We start from the raw sequence: 21,609 nt of genomic DNA, 5'->3' as shown, positions 1-21,609 counted from the left end.
ACTATGCGGAGAGGTCGGATCTAGAGGACGTTGAACGCGTGGTCGTCGTAGGCCTTGAAGGTGCGGTTGAGCCACGCATCGACGTAGCCGCGCAGCACGCCGGACTGGTTCGCCTCGTCGTTCCAGAAGGCCTTGAAGCCCATGCTGAGGCGATCGACGGTGTCGGCTGCCATCTCGTTGAGCTGGCCGACGATGATCGGATCGCGCACCGAGTCCGGCAGGCCTGCAAACTTCGACTTGTTGATGTGGTTGAGCAGGATGTGGTGTCTTGCGCCGGCCAGGGCCGACGCCGTCTTGTCGATCTCGTCGAAAGAGGCCTTGTTCGAGCCGATGACATGGACCACGGAGGTCCGCATGCGGTCGGCCTGCGCGCCCCCGAGAAGGCCGACCTCGGTCAGGGTCGCCAGCGTCTTGGAGAGAAGCCCTGCGCGAATGTCGATCAGCGTCACCTGCGCGGCGTTCAGATTGTCGAACACCAGCATCTGGTCGGCCGGATCTTCGAGATTGATGATCTTGGTCTTGGTGGGATGGAAGCGCGCCAGGACGCCTTCCGGGTGCTCGGTATCGAAGGAGCGAACCGTGATGCCGCGGGTCTCGAAGTAGTCGACGAAGGTGCGGGAAACGGTGGTCTTGCCAACGCCTCCCTTGTCCGCGCCGACGATGAGTACATGGGGAGCCATTTAAGCCTCTTGGGGGTTAGTCGTTCTTCAGCCAGTTCCAAAACTTGCGAGCCAGGAAGAACAGCTGCAGGGCGCCGACTGCGAAGCCGACGTACGGGAGAAGCGTGCCGAAGAACCACGATCCATCCACAAACAGCTTGAGCCAGCTCTCCGACGTCATCAGGACGACGGAGAGCGGGAGGTTGACGATGTAATCGTGGTGCATCCGCATGGTCTTTCCTTTTGGAAGCATCGGCGGGCAGCCGACGTGCACCCGCCCGCCGGATTGAGCGGGCGTTAGTAAAGGAAGCTGATGCCGACGCGGGCACCTTGATCTGGTTTGATGCAGGCAGCGTTACCGATCGCGCCGACGCAGATCGATTGGGTCGCGGCCTTGTATTCAGCGAAGGTGTCGGCCACGACTCCGTTGGAGAGGCGGTAGCGAAGGCCGAGACCGATGCCCCAAGACAACAGCCACTCTCGGTTCTGTGAGATGCCGTTGGACAGCGAGATATCGTCCTGATGCAGGGCGACAAAGGCGTACGGTGCGCCGGGGCCGGATGTGATGCCGGTGGGCAGCAACGGCAGGCTCGGGACCGCCGGCGAGGCCGAGCCTGCCGGCAGGATCGATCCGATCACGCTGTTGAGCGGCGTACCGGCGCCAAAACGTTCGGTGAAGGATGCGGGACCAGAGAGCGACAGGCCGTTGGTGGCGCCGTTGATGTTGGTGATGTCCGCCATCGCCTCGACGAACCAGAATGAGCCGTTCTGGGCGTTGATCGGACAGCCGTAGCCGACCGTGCCACCGAGACCGCCCTGCACCACCTGCGTGCCGGGCTGCACATTTCCCGCAACGCTGGAGGTCGAGCCGATGGCGTTGAAGCCGAAATAGGCCCCGCACCTGGTCAGGTCGTAAGGCTGCGCAAAAGGGTTGGAGAGCTTGGCCTTGGTGGGGAGGTCCGCCGCACGGACGGTGCTCGCCAAGCCAACCAGCGAGATCACCACAATCAATACCGCCGGCAAAGCCTTCTTGATGCCGTCCGGCAGCTTGATGTCGGGGAGCGCGGGATAGCCCTGCACCGCCGTCATGATCATGGTGTTGATGACGACGAGGTTGAAAGCCCAGTCCTTGATCACGGGGACCCAGTCCGGCGCTACGCCGGTCAGCTTGAGCGTGCCCAGCGCGAACAGGGACAGGAAGTTCGTCCACAGGCCGAAGGCGAACAGAAAACGCTTCATGGGGATTGGTCTCCTTGGTCTCTCAGTTGAGCCGCTGGGGATCAGCAGCTTTCGTCTCAGCGGCCGCGATCGCCGCCTCGTAAAGTTCGATGTGGTGCCAGGAAAACGCGCCCCAACGATCGTCCGCCGGCGGCGCGGCGCACACCCGGATGATCGGCGTCGGGCGTACATACTCTTCCGGTGGGAAACTGAAGGGGACGTCCGTGATGAGATCGTGGTGAAAGCCGTCGCCGTTGCGGTAGCTACCGCCGGGGATGCGGGCGATGCGCGAGGTGAAATCAATTAGGCCGGGCTTCGGCTCACCGAACACCACACGCAAGACCGGGTCTTGCCCGTCGGTGCTCATCATCGCTGCCATCACGTCGGCACGGGCCGCACCCAAGGAGTGGCCCGTCACCGCGACCGGCTGGGTGACCATCTTCTGGCAGTCCGACCACATATGCTCCATACCAGCGTAGAAGCCGGTGTGGACGTGGCCAATGCGACTCGGCAGCGCCAGCGCCAGGATGTCCCGCGCCCAGTCCTGCATCGTCACGGAGCCGCGGAAGACGACAACGTCGCAGCCATCGAGGCGCTTGATGGCCCAGCAGACGCCGTCGTCCATGCCGGCATCGAAATAATCGAAGCCGGAAACGGCGGCGTTCGGCTGATATATCTGGGCGCAGAGCTTGACGAGATCGCCCGCGGTCGGCGTCATGCTTTCACCAGCTTGTCAATGAGGGCCGATGCGTCCGCATGCGCGGCCAGTCCGGCCTCCACTCCATTGGCGAAGTGATCGAGAGCTTCGTGATCGTTCGCGATGACGTTCTGGACGAGGACGGAAAAGATTTTCCCAATATGCTCATCGAAAGCTCGGTCGAGCGCAGCTTTGACGATTGATTGTGTCATGATGGTCACAGTGATCACGCTCCGAGTGCATGTTTCCAGAGCCCGATAGAGGCCTGCCGCTGCTGCAGGCCGATCAGCCCTCCGTTGAGGTGACGCGTCTCGTTCACCTCGTCGTCCCGCTCCGCGTAAGGCAGGCACTTGCAGATGGTGACGAAGTCGATCAGCCCGGCCTCCAGGAAATGCTCGGGCGCGTTGATCAGCTCGGGATGGGTGACGAGATCGAGCCCCATCAGCTGACCAAGCTGCGCGTAGGCATCTCGCCCGGTGGTCTGCGATGGGCCGCGGCCGCGATAACTCCAGCCGTCGTCGGTGCCGATACGGTTGCCCATGCGGCCGTTGTAGGCCTGATTGGCGATCAGCTGCGGGTGGTGCTGCATGGCGAGCGCCTGCGCCGCCGTGAAGTGGCGCGGCCACTGCGAGCACAGCACGCTTGCCCGATAGTTGAGGTTCTCCTCGACCTCGATGCCGCCGCCGCACTCCTCCGTGCACTCTCCCATGAAGTTGGCGATCGCCATCGGCGTCACGAGACCGTACTTGGCAAAGAGCGCCGGTGCCTGCGACACCATGGCGGGACGCAGGCCCGGGATCTTGTCGTCGCCGTGCGGCCATAGCTGCATCAGCGCGGCTTCGAACCTCGCGGAGTCGAACATGCGATGCTCCAAATGAAAAGCCGCCCGAAGGCGGCCTCGTGGGTGGTTACGGCAGATACTGGCCGCCGAACGTGAGGATGCCCGGCTGCGTTCCGGGCAGGAAGTTCAGGCCCAGCGTGTAGCAGGTGATCAGGCCATTGAGCTGCGACTGAAACTTCTGGCCGTTGACGTAGCTCGCGTTGACGAACGACGGCGGCGTTCCATTGCTGACTTCGACCTGCCCGCCATAGGCGAGAACGGTACCGTCGATCACGGAGATCGGCGTCGAGAACGTATAGGTGAACTGGGCGATGTTGCAGAAGCCGCCGAAGTAGCCGGCAAAGCACGTCGCGCAGCTGCCGTTGAATGTGTGGTTGCCTGGGTTGATCGTGGCGCCCTGATAACCGGCAAACACGGCGCCACCTACGCCATTGCTCGCCGTGTTGTTCGTAGTCAACGTCGCGCCGTTGGTGGCGGAGAAGCCATTGGCATTTGCGCCAGAGGTCTGCACGGTGACGTTGTTGACGGTGAGCGTGTTTGGTCCACCGACATCCACGGCCGTGTTGTTGCCGCCGTTGATGATGACACCCGCTGTGGAAGCGCCCTGGATGATGACGTTCGGCCCGGCGTAGCCCGGTGTCTGCACGTTCTCGCTATAGGTGCCGTTCGCTACCTGAATGGTGATGCTGAACTGGCTCGGTGCGTAGCCGAAAGCGATCAGTATCGCCTTGCTGATCGTCTTGACCGGTCCAGAGGTCCCGGTCCCGACGGTGGCCGATGTGCCATCGTAGAGCGTGTCGCTTCCGGTCGAGGTGTTGACGTAGATATTATAATTCGACGTCGGCCGGCGATAGAACATGCCCGCGGACGTGTTGGCAATCTGCCATGAAGCCATCGCCGTCGAATAGACGAAGAGGACATCCATGTTGGCGACAAACACGTTGTAGGGCGGGTTGGTGCCGTCACCTAGAACCACAGGCTTTGCGCCGAGGCCGTTCGCGTTCAACGTCGCCGCACCGGTGATCGCATTGGCGAGTTTGACCGAGACATATATGCCATCGGTAAGCGAGCCGATTGACGGGCTGAAGGTCGCAACGATCGCGTTCTGCGTGCCGGAGTCTGCGACATAAGGGATGTCGACGACGGTGGAGGTGTTGGTGTTGGCACCGGAGCCGGTGTAGTTCTGGATCTGGAAAAAGGTGCCGTCATACTTGAGGCGAACGATCTGGCCGGACGTGATGTCATTCGCAGCGGTCGCCACGCCGTTGGCGCGGCGAATGGTGACATTGCCAAGTCCCTGCACATTGACCTGAGACGAGCCGGTCGAGGTGTTCAGCGCCTTGAACTCGACCTCCATGCCGGTGGTGTAGCCCGCCGGGATCGGCTGACCGGCCTGGAAGGTGACGACATAGTTGTTGGCCGTACCCGTATCGGTGCCACCATAGACGTAGTAGCCCTGCTGGACGTCATACGGCACCTGCGGCAAGGTCCGGAAGAACGGCGCGCTTGCAAGCTGCGCGATCATGCCGGAGGTGATCTGCGTGGTGGCGTTGGCGATCGTGATGGTGTAGAGACCGACCCACCCGGCATCTGCCGACGGAGCGACCTGCGTTCCGGTGGTGGCGGGCACGCCGGCCTTCAGCTGGATCACGCAGCGGCAGGTGCGGATCGTGTAGTTGGACGAGCCGGAGTTGTTGGGGCCGGAAAACGGCTTTAAGGGATTGGCCGAGTTATAATAGCTCAGCACCATTGCGCCGGCGTCGATATCCTCAAGCGCTGCTTGGACGAGATAGACCTGTGAAAAGCCTGTCGTGCCGGGAGGCGTGAGGGTCAGGGTCTGCGCGGTCGGCAGAATGCCCTGCTTCATGATGTTCTGGGTGTTGCTGCCAAGGCTGCCGTATGCGGACGCGTCGATCTCATCCATCTCGAAGATCGAGCCGACGCCGACATTGACCTGCAGAGATGCCGGCGCCGTCGGTGTGCAGGCAAGACCCGACACCGCGTTCGACGTTCCGAAGATGGCGGAGTTCTTGAAGCCGCCATTGATGAGCGCGAACAGGTTGGTGTTGAGGAGGTCGGTATCCTGCGGGAGGGCACCGGGATAAACGATGACGCGATCCATGAAGGCTGTTTCCTTTGGACAACAAAAAACCCGCCTCGAGGGCGGGTTTGCTGATGTGATTGGCGGGTAGTTGGCGTCAGACTGTCTTAGGCGCGTGCATCAAGAAGGTCTGGCTCACCTCACACGGCGCGCCTCGATGCGGGCAGCCATGCTTCCGCCGCCAGCGTTCCACGTCACGTCGCCGACGGCGTAAATCGTGGTGGTGGTGCTAGTAGCGACGGTGATGCGATAAGGCGTAATCGCCAGTGATACATTGTAATATTGCACGAACGGACCAGCGAAGGCCGCCAGCGTGCCTGTAGTGGACGGCATGGTGAGAGACGTTGTGCTGATGCCAAACTCAACGACCTGCACCGTCCACGGTGAGCCCGTCATCATCATGAGACCGGAGACGTCCCAATCGCCGGGCGTCAAGACGATCGAGCAGAAGTTGAATGGAACACCAGAGCTCATGCCGCTCACGGTGTTGTTGCACTGGATGATCTCCCCAACATTGCCAGAACTGGCATTGTCATTTGTCGCCGTGCCTGGGACCTGTCCGGCCGTTACAGCAAACTGGCAAGGACTCGATGCGTTGGTGCTGGTGTTATCGCAGTTGCCGGACGTTACAAGACCAGCGCCAGCCGTGTTCTTCTGCTCGGTGACCGTGCCGGACGACACGCCACCATCCTGGATGTTGCCGTTCACATCCCACGTTGCGGCATGATTGGCCGTCTTGGTCCCCGTCGCGACCGTTGCAAGCTGGGATGTGTTGCCGCTGACGGTTGGGCTCGTGAGTGGAGCGGCAAGCCGTGACAAATTGAGAAAGCCGGTGTTGATATTGCTGGCGTTGGTCGCGTCAGTCCCGCAGGACGGAGCTACTCCCGCTAGATCGCTGCACCCCGCCTTCGAGACGTTGCCGGTGCCGTCGCCCTTGAGTGCGCCGTTGACGGTGCCCGCACCGCCATAGGTGGACCCGAGCACGCCTGCATTGATGTTTCCGGCGTTGAGAGCATTGATCGTCGCCGACGGCGCAAACGCAACGCCGTTGGTCTTGGTGCAGATGATGGATGCAGAGAAGGAGCAGTCCCCGTTGATCATGCCGAGGATCTGTTGCGGAGATGTCGCTTTCGACGTGCCACCCTGCACCGCTCCGATGCGCTCGTTGCCGACGAGCGCGCCGACGGACTGCAAGCCGAGAATGTAGGCTGTGTAGGTTTCCGTGGTCTGTGCGAGCGCGGGCGCGGACGCGCCAAAGAAAACAGCGGCAAGCAGCATCGAGAGTCGCGAGATTTTCAGCATCGTCACCCTGCAATGAGTTGAGAGCCATTATCGGCAGTTATGTTGGCGCCGCCTTCGGACATGATCAGGCTGCCCTGTGAGATGCTCGAGATCAGCACCCAGCAGGTGGAGCCGGTCGGCTTGGTCTTGTTGATGAGGTCGTAGATCATTGCCGGCGTGACGCCGGACTCTTCGATGGTTGGTCCGGCATATTCGGACGCGCCGACGCCGTAGCCCATGATGCCCGTGCCGTATCCGCCGACATCTGGAATGCCGGCGCCGACGCCTGGGTCAACCTGAATGAAGGTCTGCGCTGGCAGCACCATGCTGCCGTAGCCGCCCTGGCCGACGCCGTAGCCGAATTGGCCACATACCTGACCGGCCTTGGCGTTCGAATATCCGCCAGTGTCGTAAGTATTCCATGGTTCGAAGATGATCGGCGCCTTACCGGTCAGGGCCGTGATAGCGTTGATCATGCCCTTGCGGGTGACCCGTTCTTGCAGAACTGTCGCCTTGATCAGCGCCCGGAAGGCGGCATCGGGCGCGCCGTTTCTGACGAGGTAGCGCCCGAGAAAGTCGAACGCCCAGACGTCGAGCCAGACGCCGTACGCGGTCGAAAGGCGCGTCTGCGCGCGTGCGTAGCCGATCAGGCCATAGCACCATGAAGCGGCATCCGAGAGACCGCCGACGATCGCATTGCGGATCGGTGCGGCCCACTTGAACCACCCCTTGGGAAGGACCCGAAAAACGCGTTCGGAGATATTGGACGAGCTGCCGGTTATGCTCATGCGATCGTCATGGTCCCGGATTTGATGGTTGCGTAGGAGATCGTCCCCTGACCGTCCTGAGTCTTCTTGGTGGTGGCGAGCGAGGCGGCATCGCCACCCGCGCCGTTGAGCAGCACGCCGGACACGCCGGTCACGCCCGGAACAGAATAGGCCCACGCCGCAAGCTGCGACCACGGCAGGGAATTGCCGAGACCGAGCGAGTTGATGTTGGTGGCAATCAGGGCCGCGACCTGCGCCACCACAACCGTGTGGGTGTAGCCAGGCGCGCTCGTGATCGTCATCGAGACGTTCGCCGTCATGATGACGGGCGGAAACACCGTGCACTGATTGCCGAGCGGCCGCACGGCCTCTGCAGCGGTGCGGATGACGTCGAGGAACGCTGCCGACGGGTTGCCGCTCCCATCATCGGCGACGACAAAGAAGTAAGCCGGATGGTAGCTGCCATCGTAATTGTAGAACTCAGTCAGCGTCCATTGCACCGTGACGGACGCCCCCTCGATCGAGGCGTTCAGGCCGTAATAGTCGCCGCGCGACAATCCGAGGATGTAGGCGGCAAAGCGCCGCTTCAGCGCGCTGTCGCTTTCCTGATCGGCGCCATTGGTGAAGGCGGCCACGTTGTTGACGGTGTCGATGCCGGTGATAGGTGACGTCATCACAGCGATCGCGCCGGCCACGACATTGCCGGCGCTGCCCGGGAACTGTGCCTGCGCCGCCACCGTGATCGAGGCGACAGACGAAGCCAAAGTGTAGCCACCGAGCGTGGCCGAGTAGTTGGGGTTGGTCGTGTCAGCCATCACAACGAATGACTGCGAGCCATCGCTCGATTTCATCGTTGTAGCGTTGTTCGTCCCCGCATTGGTGATGGAGCCGCTCGCATCCACCGCGCTTGCGGCCGGGATGAAACAGGTCGTGGGCGCGGCCGTGAAGCGCGCGAACGTCACCTGTCCGCTTGCGAACTGCGGGCCAAGTCGCGGCGACGCTACGCCGTTGGAGATGCCGACTGTCGGCATGAAATCGGCCGTGAAGGTGTCGACATCGACGCCACTCGCGGTCGATAGCCGGCACGCCGCCAACAGCTGCAACACCATCCCCTGAAACCAGAGGAAGACGCCCGCAAAGCCTTCCGCGATCGCCCGCAGGGTCGATCCGATCGCGAAATTGATAAGCTTGGACGAGCGACCCTGGATGCCGGAAACGGTGTTGGTGACGATCGTCTGAAACGATTGGGTCGGCAGCGTAGCCATTCGCGCCCCTTATGCCGTAATGGAAAAGGACACCGACTCGCCGGTCCGAGCGTCCCAATACTTGATGCTGATCGTGACGGTGCCGCCGACCTGCTTGTCGACGGTGAGCTGCGCCGGTGGGTTTGGGGCGACCGATGCCTCCATCGCGATTTGCGAAGAGACGATCGACTGGATCTCGGATTGCGACAGCACGCTGCCGATCTTTTGGGGCAGGCCCGCGCCATACTCTGGATGCCAGACGTAGCCGCCTTTCGCCGCGGTGAAGAGACGACGCTCGAGGCGCTGGCGCACCTCGTCGTCGCCATCGACCAGCAACAGGTCGCCGGTGGCGTCGACACCGAAGTCGCCGCCCCACTCAAGATCACAATCAGCCATGTCACCATCCGGTCGTGGCGTCGTAGGAGACCACCGAGGTGATCGAGGTGAGAGCGTTGATCGCAGCCTGCTTGGACAGGCTGGTCGACTGCTTCGATGCATTCTGAGCGTTGATGGCGACCACGATCGCCTGCAGGTCTGTCGGTGACAGGGTTACAGGCGTCGTTTGCCCGACTGGGATCAGGCTGATGGACGGTGCCGTCAGCGTAGAGTTTCCAGAAAAACCGGAGAGGCCGCTATCAAACGTCACCGCCGAAGGTCCGGTTACGCCTGCTATGGTTGCGCCGCCGCTCTGGAACGGCAGCGAGGCATTGATCTCGCTCACCAGATTATTGAGGGCAGCCTGAATTTGGGAAGGCCAATTGCTGTTTAGCGTGTTGAAGTTGGTCGCCCATGTGCTGTTGAGCGTGCTTAACGTCGTATCTATTTCGGTAATCAGCGTGTTGACTTCTCCGATAACAGTATTGACCGGATCGACATAGAGCAGCCCACAGAGCGGCGCGAGCACGCGCTCCACGGTGCTGTCGGTCGCGTCCCATGAATAGGTCCCCGCGGTCACGTGGATGCTGACCGCGGCCTGACGCTTGACGGCGTAGATCGCATTCACGAGCGAACACTTGATCGCCTGCGCCTGCGAAAGCGTGAGCGCCGGACTCCCGGACGCCAAGGCGGTGATCCATTGGTTGACGTAGGTCTGATATGGCGAGGGGTCGGAGAAGGCTTCCGGCAGCGGTTGCCGGTCGTTGTAGGTGATCTGACCGACACCGGTAGCGCCATCGAACTGCACAAGGCTAACGTTCGCGGCCAAGGTGTTTGTCGTAAGCGGCGCCAAGATGGCGCCGACGTGGATCGTCTGCAAGGCATTGTTGATGACGAAGCTGAAATCGGCGAGCTGGGTCATTACGGCGTCACTGTCGTCGGAGGTTGCATCGAACCGCCACTCGCTGGAGTGACAGATCCATCTGAGACGCTGCCGCCACCCTGGATATTGACGGAGGCACCGCCGGTGAGGCCTGTGATTTTTCCTGCCGAGATCTCAGCGTTGCCGCCAGCGCCAAGACCGATGTCTCCGCCGGCCACCATCGTTACAATTTTGGCGATGTCGGAAATCCAGTTGCCGTTCACGGTGATCGTCAGGTTGTTGCAGGTCAGCTTGACGTTGCCGTTGCCGTCCATGACCAACGTTGCGCCGTTGCCATCGGTGATGGTGGCCGAGCCGTCGTTCTTGAAATAAATCTGCTGTCCGGTGCCGCCTTGACCGCCCTGCGCCGACTCCTTGCCGCCATCCGACTTCTGAAACCTTGTCCAGACGACGAGCTCGCCTGACTGCACGGTCGGCGGCTTGTCATTGTCGGAGTGGACGCGCTGGACGATCTTGCCGGCCTCGACATCGCCCTCTTGGTAGCGGACCACGACCTGGTCGCCGGTCGTCTGGCCATCTCCGGGCTGCAGGCCGACAGCGATGCCGTATTGATTGCCGATGTGGCCGGTCTCGATCGGGAGCCAGTCGGACTCCTGTCCGCCCGGCTGGAATTTCACCTTGGCGAGATACTTAACGGGATCGTAGCTCGTGACGATGCCGTGCTTCTCGCTGTAGCGGCCAGACCACCACCGCTCCACGGTGTGCAGGATGATGTTCTCGAGATCGCCGTCGCCCATCATGATGCCGACCTCCCCTCGCCTGCACCGCGCGCGGTGATGTGGGTTCGGTGACCCGGCATGCCGAAATTGTGGTGAACGGTATCGATGTCGTAAGTCTGGTCGAACAACTTGGTGCCGGAGAGCTTCAGCCCCATGCCGGCATAGACGGTAGGATCACCGACGACGGTCGCCGACACAGTCAGCTCATGACGCGCCTTCTCGCTCGCCATTGACTGCGCGTACTTCGTCGCGTGGTCCTGCGTCAGGTTCGGGATGTGGTACTGGTACTGGACCGGTCCGCCCCTGCCCTCGACGTTCGACTGATACTGAAAGGTCTGCTTCAGCTTCGGGTGCCAGCTCTTGACCGTGGCTGAAATTCCCTTTCCGGCCTGCACGTTGCGGGTGATGTTCAGATCAAGACAGTCCGAGACGATCGGCTCTTGGTCCTGATTGATGAAGATCGAGTAGGTCCCGGCCGGGCTTCCGATCGGCACGTAGTGGAATTTTCCGCTCGGATCGACCCACCATTTGGCGTTATCGAGCTGCGCCAGCTTGTGGATGATGTAGGCAAACGAGACGTTGTCGGAGAGCTTGACGAAGTCGGAGGAGACCTTCTTGCCGGCCATCAGCGCCGACGAGGTCACGTTGCCGGAAAGCCCGACGCGCCCGATCAGATCGGACACGATGTCGCTCGGCATCTTGTTGAGCCACTTCTCGCTCGACTTGTTGTCGTGGAGTTTGGCGGAGCCGTCTCGCCCGGTAACCCTGATGGTTCGCCCGATGTAATCGATGCTGACCCGATCGACCTCACCGGTGATCAGCGTCCCCGTCGTGCCGCGGGTCAGGACCGTGATGGTCGCATTGTTGTCACCGAGACCGGCAAGCGTCTCGTAGGCGCCCTTCACGCTCATCGGTATCGCGCATGAGAACGAAGACGTCTTGCGCTTGGCGCTCTGGGTCACGCTGCCGTTCTCGATGGCGAGCGTCTCGCCATCGACGTTGAGCCAGGCCTTGTGCGGGCCGGCTCCGGAAGTGATTGCCATGCGCTGCTTTTTCTAGATGAGGGGCAGGTATTGAGAGTCTTGCGACTGATCGAACGAGAGCATCGCCGGCGAAGCCGTTGTCGATGCTGGCGCCTGCTGCGCTGGAGCGAGCGGAGTGACGACGCCGGCGTTGGACAGCCTGATCGCATCGAGGATTCCGTCCTGCTGCCCACTCGGGAATACCGGAGGGATCAGGATCTCCATCTCGCCATCGATCCATGGATCGGAGATGCCGTTGAGCTCGGCGATGGCAACCCACTGCAGCGGGTCGCCCGTCTGCATCATGGCGACGTGGAACAAGGTTGTTCCGGACGCGCGGATTTTCTTCGCGGGAATGGTCGCCGCGATGTAGCCTGCGGTGTTTGCCATGTCAGGTGAGCTGATTGAGATTCGAGGCGGCGCGGCCGGTGACACCGCGCATGAACGACAGGGTGGACTGGTCCTGCGCTGTCGAGACCACCGACAATAGGCCACTAACGATCGCGCCTGGATCGATCGATGCCGACCATGTGTCGAGCAGATTGTTTGGCGCAGTGAGCGCGGTCTCGATGTCGCTAACGAGTTGCGCTGCGTTGAGCTGGAGCGCCACGATGGTGGCGCGCGACGCCTGCTGGAGCGGCTTGGCGGCAACGACCTGCTTCTGCAGCGAGGTCAGTTCGTTGATGATGTTGGATGGAATGCTCACAGCCCACTCCCTCCGGCGCCGCCGATCGCGGTGCCCTGGTCGCTTGTTGCGGCCAAGGCGCTCGACAGGTCGGAGCTGACCAGATCATCGACCGACGATGTTGACTGAGACAGGTCGCCCTGCATCGGGTTTTGCACAACGGTGCAGGAGATCGAATAGATCACCCATACCGGCATGCGGCGAATGGAGTATTTGAAGTCGCTGATGATGACCGAGCGGTACTGCCCACCCCAGGTTAGCGCCAGGACCTGGCCGTCCGCGCGCATGGCGTCGAGTTGCAGGGCGTTCTGATAGGCGTCGGAGCCGTAGAAGAAGCCGTTCCATTGGATGTCGGCATCGTCTGGCCCTAGCGTATCAATGACGCGGGCGCCGCCGGGCAGCTTGTGAATGACCATCGCCTGACGGCCGCCGGCAGGCATCTCCGATGGCGGCGAATAGTCCGTGAAGACGAAGCCTCCGAGAGAGAGGACGTCGGCAGGGATATCGAATGCCATGGGCTAGACGCTTCCGAAATTGTGGTCGCCGGAGGAGTAACGGCCGATGCCGTCCGCGGCCGGGCCGCCCATCGAGAACTCGGTGAGCGCTTGCAATTGGTCGCTGACCGTCTGCGCGAGCGTGCGCCCGTCGATATTGAGCGAGAGCGTAAGATTTCCGTGGCGCCGGTCGTCGGAGCCGGGATGGAAGCTCTGCAGCTGGATGCCGCTCTTCAACCCGTTGACGAGGTCGTCGGCGCTCTTCTGATCCGATGGAGACTGTGGTGGAGCAACGAATAGCTTCACCTTGTCGTACATCGAGACGATGAAGTCCCAGAACGCCGCAAGACCACTGGTGATGGCGCGGAATTTCTCGGTCCAGTCCTTCCAGATGATGTCGCCGAGCTCCCTGAAGCCGTTGGCAACATAGCCCCAGTTCGCGGCGACCAGGGCTCCGACGGATGCAACGATGGCGAAGATCACACCGCCGGTGCCGAAGAGGGCGAGAAGGGAGGCGGCGCCGATGGCGATCAGGCCACCCGCAACACCGATCAGCGCCTCGCCGATCAGCTTGATCATCTGGGGGTGCTCGGAGCTCAGCTTGGTCGCCCAGTCCAAGGCGCCCGTGATGCCCTTGAGCACGGAGATGAAGTGCTCGCCCTGCGGGCCGCCGATGGCGACCATCAGCCGGTCCCATGCGGCATGCATGTTGTGCAGGTTGTAGTTGACGCTTTCGTCGGCGTACTGATGCAACCCCTGCTCGACGGTCGCGCCTTGGTTGAGGCCTTGGGTTTCCCGGTCGATCTGCTGGCGCTGGGCGACGATGTCGGAGACGAGCCGCTGAGATGTCTGGCGGCCGATCATCTCGGTGATGGCGCGCATCTGGTCGTCTTTGTTGGTGATGCCCTTCTTTTCAAGCTGCTCGACCATCATGTCGACGAACTTCACCGGATCGTCGTTGAGGAGGCCAAGCAGGCGCTTGCTCCCCTCCGGCGTCATGTGGACATGATCGCCCTTGCCGATCTCGTACTCGCCGGCGCGAAGCACACCGTAGTGCGCCATCGCATCTGCGCTGCGTGCGAGCATGGCGCCGGTCATCTGTCCACGCAGTGACAACAGCGCGGTGCCGGCACGCTGACCTCCCATTTCCTGGGAGAGGATCATCATGTGCTCGTAGCCCTCTCGGGAGAGGCCGCGGAGCGAGCCGGGCCCGGCCTGCTGCGCCATGCCGTACAAGGTCTGCGCATTGACCTGGCCGTGGGTGGCAGCCTCGGCAATGGCCGCCATGTCGAACCAGTCCTTGACCTTGGCTGGGTCGATCTTGCCCTTGTCGTCGTACAGGCGGCCCGAGAGTTCGCCTGCCCTGATGAGCGTCCTGATGCTTTCTTCCGGGTGGCTTCCCGGGTGACGCGACTCCATCAGCCGCGCATAGGCGGATGCGTAGGGAAGGATCTCCTTCGATTCGCCGACGTCCTGAATGGCGCCGAAGATGCCGCCGTAGATATTGACGACGTCTTCTGCCTTCATGCCAAACCTGGCGCCGATCTCGAAGGCTTCCTTGCGCAGCTCGCCGCTCTGGACCACCTGAGCGACCTTCGGGTTCAGCTGCGAGACCTTGATCATCGCATCCTGAAACTCGCCCGCCTTCTCGGCGAGCTTGGTCATGGCGCCAAGGATCATGGAGCCGCCAAGGAGGCCACCGACCCCGACGAGAGCCGCCGTCCAGCCCCCAAAATTCTTATTGATCTTGTCGACTGAGGTATGGAGGCCGAGCAGGTCTCGACCTATGATCGCAAGGACCGGCGAGACGCCGTTGGCGAGTACAATCGATACGCCAATCTTGTAGACGTCCACGTCGCCACCTCGTTTAAGGCATTGAAAAGATGCGATTTTTCTTTAGTGGCCCGCGCATCGCGGGCCTTCGGCCGGGCATCAGTTTCGGCCCGGAAGACTTCCGAAAGCTCTCAAGCTCCAGCCAAGTCTCCTCCTCCGGCCAGATGACCGGAGGTTTCGTTTATGTGCTGGCCGACGAGAGCGGGCGGCATAAGATCGGCTCCGCCATCGACCCGATTGCGCGCCGCGCGCAGCTGCAGACGGGATCGGCGGAGCAGTTGAGCTTCGCCTTTGTGGGTGTGGCGCCGGAGATGACCTACGTGCGGATCGAGCGCGCCGCGCACGCGCTGCTAGAGCAGCAGAAGATCCCGAACGGCGGCGACGAGTGGTTTCGGGTCCCGGCTTCGATCGCCATCGGCGCCGTCTACGAGGCGGCCCAGCGGCTCGGCTTTCCGATCCAGCAGGTGGCACCCGAGATGGTGCCGCATATTCTCTTGCTCGCCAGACAGCCCGATCCCGCGGCAGACGTTGGCGCCAGGAAGGCGCGACGGCGATGGGGTATCCTGGCTGGCCTGCCGTGGTACCTGCGCTATCCGGCCGCGGCTGTGGCCTACAGCGTTATCGGCGTCGTGGTTTTTAGCGTCGTGCTAGTGATCGCTTTCATCGCGAAGGGCGGCTCCTAGAGCTCATCCACCTCGCGCGCCTCGCCGGACAGCGCTCCGACGATCTGATGGCCGATGATGTCGAGGACCTCCGGCGTCTTTTCCTTCAGCGCCCCCTCAAGGAATGGCCGCGGCGGGATCTTGGAGGTGCCAAGCTCCTGCCAGACTGCGATCTGGTTGTCGGTGCCGATCTGACATTCGTGGTGGTCGGCCTTGTACCAGACCGAGTCCCGCATCGATCCCGTACGCAAGAGGGGCTCATCAGGCTCGAAGCCGAGACTCTCGCGCTGATCCTGCGTGGACGGCGCCAGAGGCTTCCATCCATAATCATACGTTCCGACGACGCGGTAGACCTCTTTGGTGACGAGCTTGCCGCAGCGCTCCAGCGCCACATGGTTCTCGTGCTCCATCTCGAGCTGCATGGTGGAGAACAATTCCACCGCACCCAAGAGGCTCAGTTCCTTGGTCATCAGATCTTCCCGTCGTCCGGCTTAGTCTCTGGCGGCTTGGCCTGCGCGGCCTGACTGGCCCGGTCAGATCGGATGGCGTTGACGATGGCAGCGCCCTCGTCCGCTTCCTTGTGTCCCGGATTGACCTCGCCATGGCCGTAGACCGGAGTGTTCGGGTAGTTCTTGGCGATGAAGGCCCTTGCGGCCGCGACCTGGGCTGGCGTGACGTCCTTGTTGTCTCTGGCGATGACCTCCATGCCAACCGTGTTGTTGTTGGAGAGTCCCTCGCCCTTGCCCCATCCCGGAAGCATGTGCGACCGCATGTTGCCGCCGCCGGGAACGATGTTGCCTTCCCGATCCATGATGTACTCGACGCCAAGGTGGCGCCCTTCTAGCGTGTCGCGCACGCCTTCCGGACCGCCACCGCCGCCGGTGTGATGGAAGATGAAGGCTTGAGGGGCTTGACCGTTGGGTGCGGTCATCGAGCTGGTCGGTGTCGACGATGGCGCGCTGACCGCCCTGCCGCCCGTCTCCCGCGCCATGGACTCGCTCTCATTGACGAGATCGTTATAGGCGCGCTGATGGGCGGCGATGCGGTTGTCAGGCCCGAAGAAGTGCTCGCCGTTGTAGACCTGCTTCTCGGTGAAATTGCCGCTCTCTCGGTCGCGTCGGGCAAGGCCGCCGGAGGAGTTGTCGGTCGCATAATTCGAGACGTTGGAGTAGTTGAGCGCGCGGTCGCGGCTCGCTTCGAGGGTCTTGCGTGTGGCGGTCGAGACCTCGTCGCGCCAGCCCTCGTAATAGCCACCCTCATTCGTCCTGCGCAGTTCCTTATCCAGCGTCGTGCCACGAACCGCCATGCGGTTGATGGTCTCCTCCCAGAGCGCGGTAGAGGCGTCCGGGTCCGGGTTCTCGCCGGCAAAGATGTGCATGGCCTTTTCGTTGAGCTCAGGATGGGCCTTGAGCTCTTCACGCGCGCGGTCGCGCGCATCCGCGAGGCGGCCGTAGACGCGGTTGCCGACGACGGGCGATGGCGCGCCGTCGACTTGCCTTGAGGTGTAACGGTCGCCGCCGTGGCTGGGTGAGCCGTAGCCTGGCGCGTGGCGCGGACCGGCCGAACCCACCCCCTCTTCCGTCATGAGCGAGGCGTCATGAAGGAGAGATGGTGCTGGCGGCACGTAATTGGGGCGCTCGTGGGTGCCGTGCTCGAGCGAAATGATGCCGATTGCCCGACCGTCGATGGTGATCAGGCCGATCTGCATCGCGTTAGCCTCGGTCGATGAACTTCATATTGTCCCAGTCCCATGTCTTGCCGTGCTCAAGACGGGCGAAGGTGATGCAGAAAGCGATCAACTCATATTCCTGCATCGCAAGGGCGACGTCGAACGGGACCCCGTTTTTGATGGCAAAGCACTGCCAGCTAAAAATGGGGTCCTCGGCTAGTTTTTTGCTTCTTCCTTGACGTCGCCGGCACTGAGCGCATCGGCCTGCAGCTTCGCGACCGCCCGGCTGGCGGCGGCGAGGCCCTCCTCATCAAGCCGATCGTACATCGCATCGAGCTCGGCGCGGCTCCTGGGGAACGGGATCTGGGCGCCATCGATCTCGCACACCGATGCAACCACCATCAGGGGCGTGCGATGGGGGATGGCAAGCTTGAGGCCTTGCTCGGTGGTCACCTCGTCATAGCCGGTGACGTCAGCGGTGAAGCTGGCAGCCTTGGTCTGCTCGGATGGCTTGAGGCGACGGACGCCGATGACGCGGCCCCAGGCATCGGCCTCGCGCTCGACCTGCTTGTAGCGCTGCAGGCGGATTTCGCTTTCGGTGAGCTGCATGTCTGTTCTCATATCGGTTGGGGATGGGGATGAAATGACGCGGAAAGAAAAGGCCCGCCTTGCGGACGGGCCTCATTGGCGAATCATGCGTTAAGCGAGCTGGACCTTGTCGCTGGCGCGGCCGGTGAGCTTCAGGGTCGTCGTCTTGTCACGGCTGATGTTGCCGTGATCGGTCAGGAACACCACGAAGTTGGTGTACTGGTAGCGCGAAACCGAACCATCCGGATTTCTGATGGTCTGGTTGAGGTAGCCTGGCGACTGCACCTTGCCCGACTGGAAGTTCTGCGCCAGCGTCACCATCAAATCTTCCAACGTCGAGTCGGTGCGAGTGATGTTGAAGTTGACGTCGTAGCCGTCGGGAACGAAGGCGTAGCGCGGCACGTTGTTGTAGGGCTGGCTCTTGATGTCGTGCTTCATCGCCGTGATGGTGACGTCCTGCACGTCACCAAGGTCGATCAGCGTCCCGCTGGTCGCATCGTAGTACGACAGCGCGTAGTCGACGCCAGTGTTCATCCCGTTCAAGGGCATTGGGCTCTCCAATAAAAAACCCGCCTCGAAGGGCGGGTTGAGATCGGGCTAGAGATGACGGAAGCGGCGTTAGCTGCTGATGGTTGTCTGCGCGTTCAGCGCGGCGGCATCGCTGAACGAGGTGCTCGACGAGGTCACCACGACGTTTCCGCCGCCCATGAACTTGACGACGAAATAGCGGACCACGTTCAGGTAGCGGACTTCCCAGTAGAGGAAGAGGTAACCGCGGGCCTGCATGGGCGCCGGGTTGTTGCTGGAATCGCAGATCACCTTCCACGGAGCATCGATCATGCCCTGACCGCCGATGCCGAGCCCAACCTGCGGACTTGCGAGCTGGGCCGAGAAACCATCGAACAGCGCCTTGGCGTTTTCGCGCGTCTGGTCGTTGGGCTGGATCGACTGCAACTGACCGATGAAGGAGCCTGCCGCCTTCGACTGCGCCGCGCGCGCGAGCCAGTTGGTCATGCGCGTGTATTCGACGCCGTTCGCTGAATTGTTGGACGAGACGTTGCGACCAGAGGCGAACGAGAAGTAGTTCCCGCCTGGCGACTGGGCCGGGCCGAGGATGGCGTCAATGCCGCCGGTGTTGATCAGCGACAACTCGGTCATGCTATAGGGCTGACCGAGGCTCACGCGCTGGGTGGCCGTGACACCAAGCAGCTGCTTGTTGAGCGGCGATTCCTGCGGCGACAGGTTGCCGGCGATGCCAATGCCAAACGCAGCCGGGTTGATGACGCGCGTGACCTGATTGTAGTTGTCATAGAACGACGGGTAGTCGCCCATGATCAGCCACAGCCAGGGGCTGTCGACGCCGGAGTTGATGCGGGTCGCGGTCGCGTTCGAGATGGTATCTCCGGAGACCGTGCCCACGATCGGCAGCATGTTCTCGGACAGGCCGAAGGACACGATGGCGGAGTAGTAGGACGAGGTCACAAGGTCGCACAGCGTGAAGCTGTCGCAGCCCGAAGAGCGCAGCATATACATGCCCTTGCGGGGCGAGATATCCTGGCCAATCAGGGTCGCATCAGTCACGCCGGAGGCGCCGTCGGTGCCGCCGGTCAGCGTCACGGGCGAGGACAATGTCGGCGGCAAGGTCGAGGTCTGGGCGGTCGCAACCACGCAAGAGCTCGGACCCGGCGAGTAGAAGTTGCCCGAGTTGATGACGTTGGCGAGGTTATTCCAGAAGGTCTGCCAGGTGCCGCTACCGCCCGAAAGCGTCGCTCCAGAGACTGTGATGTTGGTCGATGTCTTGGCCAGCGTCAGTGCGTTGCCGCCAACGCCGGACTGTGCGCCAGAATTGACGAACTGGTTCGCCGTGATCGTCAGCGCGTTGGAGCCGCCAGCGACCGAATAGGTGAACTTGATCAGATTGGTGTCCTGCGACGACAGGCAGAAGCTCAGCAGGTTCGACAGCGTGACGGGCACGGATGTGCCGATCTGCACTTGCGTTCCGGTCGGCGCACTGGTCACGAAAGTGATGGCCGTGCCGCCGATGGTCAAAGTGTCGTTTGCTGCCGGCTGACCGGTAAAGGTCGCCGTCGCACTCGCTGGCACGGGGCCGAGCACATTGTTGAACTGCTCGGGCTGCTTGCCAGGGAACGAGACTACGCCCATGTAGGAGTTGGCGAGCGACGCGTTCTGGATCGATGCCCTGATCTGGTTGCCAAGGATGCCGGTGCATTTGGCGGTCAGCAGGACGCCACCGAGGGTGGCGCTCGCGGCCGTGTCCGTGCCGTCGGAGACGCGGATCATGATGTATCCGATCGATCCGCCGACCTGACTCGAGGCCGCCACGTAGGAGGCGAGGTCGTAGGCGCGCACGACGGGCGGGCCCACCGAAAGCGCCACGTCGTTGGGTGTGGAGCCGGGGATCTGAGCGCCCACGATGCCCCAGCTGCCGACGCCGACGAGACCCTCGATGTTGGTCGGCGTGCCGACGATTTGCGGTTGAGGCAGAATGATGTCGGTGTATTCGCCCGGCACGGTCAGCGCGGCGAGATTCTCCTGACCGTCAAGGAAGGTCTGAGGCATGGGTTGCTCCAAATAAAAAACCCGCCTTGGCGGGCGGGTTTACGAAGAGAAGGATTGAGGTTTTGCGGCTCAGAGCAGCGTCGAAGGATCAGGCGGAGCTGACGTTGGAGCCACGATCTCCTCCTTCACCTCCTTGGGCGCGTTGGTACGCACGAAGTGATGATCGCGATCCTTCATGAGCATCCGCACCTCATCAGGATCGGTGATGCGCTGGCCCTTGGTGTATTTTCCGAACTCGTGAATGCAGGTCAGATGGAAGCTCACTGGCGTGCCCCGTCGTTAGATTTCAGGTATGTACTGGGAGTCGTCGGGATCGCTGAAATCGAGCGATGGGTTGACGACGTTGACGGGGTCGCCGCCCGTCACGGCCGTTGCGATTGTTGTCGTGTCGGCAAGGTTGATGATCGACACTTGCGTCGAGGTGATCACGTAGGCGTCGAATATCTCGAGGGTCGCATACTCGACATCGAACACCAGGTCGCGGCGATAGATGCCCTTGGACTGCTCTTCGTCGATCGTATTGGTGCGGTTGTAGGTGACCTTGATCTGCGACGTGTCAGACAACGTCGTGACGATGGTCTGCTTGATCTGGACGTCGATGGCCTTGGCAAAGGCGGCGCGGGCGATTTGATTCGGCGCCCACACCGTGACCATGATCGAGTTCTTCTGGCGGTGGATAACCCTTCCCACCTTGCCGACGCCGCCCTGCCGCACGACGAGAATGTGCGTGCCGGGAACGGTGAGCGAGGTCGAGGTTGCGCTCGCCTGCGGGTATGCCGCCTGCGCATCGGCCAGGAGCGCAGCCAGTATTGCCTGCGTGGTGGCGCCACCGCGCGAGAACACGTACTCGTCGTCGGCGATGATGGTCAGATACTCGCCCGCGGCCGGCTGGCCGGACACCGTAAGCGTGTTGCCGACGACCGTGAAGGTGAGCCCATAGGTGGGCTGGCTGATCGTGCGGGTCTTGTTCTGGATCTGAGGGACCGGCGCGCCCTGCCCCAGCATCGGGAAGATCGAGACGTTGGCGCAGACGCCGCCAGGACGTTTGACCTTGTCGCCGTTCTCCATCATGAAGCCGGTCAGGTCGTTGTCGAGCTGGTCGGGAAGCGGCCAGCCCTCGAAGATGCGGCAATCCATGCCGGCGACGGATGCCGAGCCTGTCCCGTTTGGATAGACGGCAATGAAGGCTTGTTGCGCCAGATAGGCGGTGACGTCCGACAAATCTGCCACG

Annotated in this window: 26 protein-coding genes; 1 reads left to right on the top strand and 25 read right to left on the bottom strand. The window is 62.2% G+C overall.

Annotated features, from left to right (window positions below):
• Positions 1-20 precede the first annotated feature (20 nt).
• From A3AI_RS43085 to A3AI_RS0118905, 18 genes are all read right to left on the bottom strand, one after another.
• A complete protein-coding gene (locus A3AI_RS43085) occupies positions 21-680 on the bottom strand; it encodes a P-loop NTPase family protein (RefSeq protein WP_036048714.1) in 660 nt (219 codons plus the stop codon).
• A gap of 16 nt (positions 681-696) precedes the next feature.
• A complete protein-coding gene (locus A3AI_RS0118985) occupies positions 697-891 on the bottom strand; it encodes a hypothetical protein (RefSeq protein ID WP_156927851.1) in 195 nt (64 codons plus the stop codon).
• A 65-nt stretch (positions 892-956) separates the two neighbouring features.
• Positions 957-1,898, bottom strand: a complete 942-nt coding sequence (locus A3AI_RS0118980) for a hypothetical protein (RefSeq protein ID WP_024517090.1) — start codon at positions 1,896-1,898, stop codon at positions 957-959.
• Between the two features lie 22 nt (positions 1,899-1,920).
• Positions 1,921-2,595: a lipase family protein gene (locus A3AI_RS0118975; RefSeq protein WP_024517089.1), complete on the bottom strand. Its 675-nt coding sequence runs from the start codon at positions 2,593-2,595 to the stop codon at positions 1,921-1,923.
• Positions 2,592-2,795, bottom strand: a complete 204-nt coding sequence (locus A3AI_RS43080) for a hypothetical protein (RefSeq protein ID WP_156927850.1) — start codon at positions 2,793-2,795, stop codon at positions 2,592-2,594. The genes A3AI_RS0118975 and A3AI_RS43080 overlap by 4 nt, the downstream gene beginning before the upstream one ends.
• 5 nt (positions 2,796-2,800) lie before the next feature.
• Positions 2,801-3,436 carry a glycoside hydrolase family 19 protein gene (locus tag A3AI_RS0118965; RefSeq protein ID WP_024517088.1) on the bottom strand — a complete coding sequence of 212 codons (636 nt, stop codon included), beginning with the start codon at positions 3,434-3,436 and terminating at the stop codon, positions 2,801-2,803.
• Between the two features lie 46 nt (positions 3,437-3,482).
• Positions 3,483-5,537 (bottom strand): hypothetical protein, encoded by a 2,055-nt coding sequence (locus A3AI_RS45390; protein WP_024517087.1) that lies wholly within the window; start codon positions 5,535-5,537, stop codon positions 3,483-3,485.
• A 114-nt stretch (positions 5,538-5,651) separates the two neighbouring features.
• Positions 5,652-6,818 (bottom strand): hypothetical protein, encoded by a 1,167-nt coding sequence (locus A3AI_RS0118955; RefSeq protein ID WP_036048708.1) that lies wholly within the window; start codon positions 6,816-6,818, stop codon positions 5,652-5,654.
• A gap of 2 nt (positions 6,819-6,820) precedes the next feature.
• Positions 6,821-7,585 carry a UCP028438 family phage-derived protein gene (locus A3AI_RS43070; protein ID WP_024517085.1) on the bottom strand — a complete coding sequence of 255 codons (765 nt, stop codon included), beginning with the start codon at positions 7,583-7,585 and terminating at the stop codon, positions 6,821-6,823.
• Entirely contained in the window at positions 7,582-8,829 is a 1,248-nt protein-coding gene (locus tag A3AI_RS0118945) for a baseplate J/gp47 family protein (RefSeq protein ID WP_024517084.1), read from the bottom strand. Before A3AI_RS0118945 ends, A3AI_RS43070 begins: the two co-directional genes overlap by 4 nt.
• Positions 8,830-8,838: 9 nt before the next feature.
• Entirely contained in the window at positions 8,839-9,204 is a 366-nt protein-coding gene (locus A3AI_RS0118940) for a hypothetical protein (protein WP_024517083.1), read from the bottom strand.
• Between the two features lies 1 nt (position 9,205).
• Positions 9,206-10,105 (bottom strand): hypothetical protein, encoded by a 900-nt coding sequence (locus A3AI_RS0118935; RefSeq protein ID WP_024517082.1) that lies wholly within the window; start codon positions 10,103-10,105, stop codon positions 9,206-9,208.
• Positions 10,105-10,866, bottom strand: coding sequence for a hypothetical protein (locus A3AI_RS45385; protein WP_024517081.1), 762 nt, complete (start codon positions 10,864-10,866; stop codon positions 10,105-10,107). Before A3AI_RS45385 ends, A3AI_RS0118935 begins: the two co-directional genes overlap by 1 nt.
• Entirely contained in the window at positions 10,863-11,888 is a 1,026-nt protein-coding gene (locus A3AI_RS0118925) for a hypothetical protein (protein WP_024517080.1), read from the bottom strand. The genes A3AI_RS45385 and A3AI_RS0118925 overlap by 4 nt, the downstream gene beginning before the upstream one ends.
• Before the next feature lie 12 nt (positions 11,889-11,900).
• The gene (locus A3AI_RS0118920) at positions 11,901-12,257 is read right to left on the bottom strand and encodes a hypothetical protein (RefSeq protein WP_036048706.1); all 357 of its coding nucleotides are present in this window, start codon (positions 12,255-12,257) and stop codon (positions 11,901-11,903) included.
• A 1-nt stretch (position 12,258) separates the two neighbouring features.
• Positions 12,259-12,573, bottom strand: a complete 315-nt coding sequence (locus tag A3AI_RS0118915; RefSeq protein ID WP_024517078.1) for a hypothetical protein — start codon at positions 12,571-12,573, stop codon at positions 12,259-12,261.
• Positions 12,570-13,067: a hypothetical protein gene (locus A3AI_RS43060; protein WP_024517077.1), complete on the bottom strand. Its 498-nt coding sequence runs from the start codon at positions 13,065-13,067 to the stop codon at positions 12,570-12,572. The genes A3AI_RS0118915 and A3AI_RS43060 overlap by 4 nt, the downstream gene beginning before the upstream one ends.
• A gap of 3 nt (positions 13,068-13,070) precedes the next feature.
• Positions 13,071-14,900, bottom strand: a complete 1,830-nt coding sequence (locus A3AI_RS0118905; protein WP_024517076.1) for a phage tail tape measure protein — start codon at positions 14,898-14,900, stop codon at positions 13,071-13,073.
• 29 nt (positions 14,901-14,929) lie between these two features.
• Here A3AI_RS0118905 and A3AI_RS0118900 point away from each other — a divergent pair, with 29 nt between their 5' ends.
• Positions 14,930-15,562 carry a GIY-YIG nuclease family protein gene (locus tag A3AI_RS0118900; RefSeq protein ID WP_024517075.1) on the top strand — a complete coding sequence of 211 codons (633 nt, stop codon included), beginning with the start codon at positions 14,930-14,932 and terminating at the stop codon, positions 15,560-15,562.
• Here the strand turns inward: A3AI_RS0118900 and A3AI_RS43055 are convergent.
• The 7 genes from A3AI_RS43055 to A3AI_RS0118860 all read right to left on the bottom strand — a co-directional run bounded on the left by A3AI_RS43055 (position 15,559) and on the right by A3AI_RS0118860 (position 21,608).
• On the bottom strand, positions 15,559-16,011 hold the full coding sequence (locus A3AI_RS43055; protein ID WP_024517074.1) for a phage virion morphogenesis protein: 453 nt from the start codon (positions 16,009-16,011) through the stop codon (positions 15,559-15,561). The genes A3AI_RS0118900 and A3AI_RS43055 overlap by 4 nt on opposite strands.
• On the bottom strand, positions 16,011-17,249 hold the full coding sequence (locus A3AI_RS0118890) for an N-acetylmuramoyl-L-alanine amidase (protein ID WP_024517073.1): 1,239 nt from the start codon (positions 17,247-17,249) through the stop codon (positions 16,011-16,013). Before A3AI_RS0118890 ends, A3AI_RS43055 begins: the two co-directional genes overlap by 1 nt.
• Before the next feature lie 177 nt (positions 17,250-17,426).
• Entirely contained in the window at positions 17,427-17,819 is a 393-nt protein-coding gene (locus tag A3AI_RS0118880; protein WP_024517072.1) for a hypothetical protein, read from the bottom strand.
• A gap of 90 nt (positions 17,820-17,909) precedes the next feature.
• On the bottom strand, positions 17,910-18,347 hold the full coding sequence (locus A3AI_RS0118875; RefSeq protein ID WP_036048704.1) for a hypothetical protein: 438 nt from the start codon (positions 18,345-18,347) through the stop codon (positions 17,910-17,912).
• Between the two features lie 69 nt (positions 18,348-18,416).
• Positions 18,417-20,378, bottom strand: a complete 1,962-nt coding sequence (locus A3AI_RS45380) for a hypothetical protein (protein WP_024517070.1) — start codon at positions 20,376-20,378, stop codon at positions 18,417-18,419.
• A gap of 69 nt (positions 20,379-20,447) precedes the next feature.
• The gene (locus A3AI_RS0118865) at positions 20,448-20,642 is read right to left on the bottom strand and encodes a hypothetical protein (protein WP_024517069.1); all 195 of its coding nucleotides are present in this window, start codon (positions 20,640-20,642) and stop codon (positions 20,448-20,450) included.
• Between the two features lie 15 nt (positions 20,643-20,657).
• Positions 20,658-21,608, bottom strand: a complete 951-nt coding sequence (locus A3AI_RS0118860) for a hypothetical protein (protein ID WP_036048702.1) — start codon at positions 21,606-21,608, stop codon at positions 20,658-20,660.
• Position 21,609: the final 1 nt, after the last annotated feature.

Origin of the sequence: Bradyrhizobium sp. Tv2a-2, assembly GCF_000472425.1 — a bacterium.
Classification (GTDB): domain Bacteria; phylum Pseudomonadota; class Alphaproteobacteria; order Rhizobiales; family Xanthobacteraceae; genus Bradyrhizobium.
Note: the sequence above shows the minus strand (reverse complement) of the source record. Positions and strands in the feature narration are given on the sequence as shown.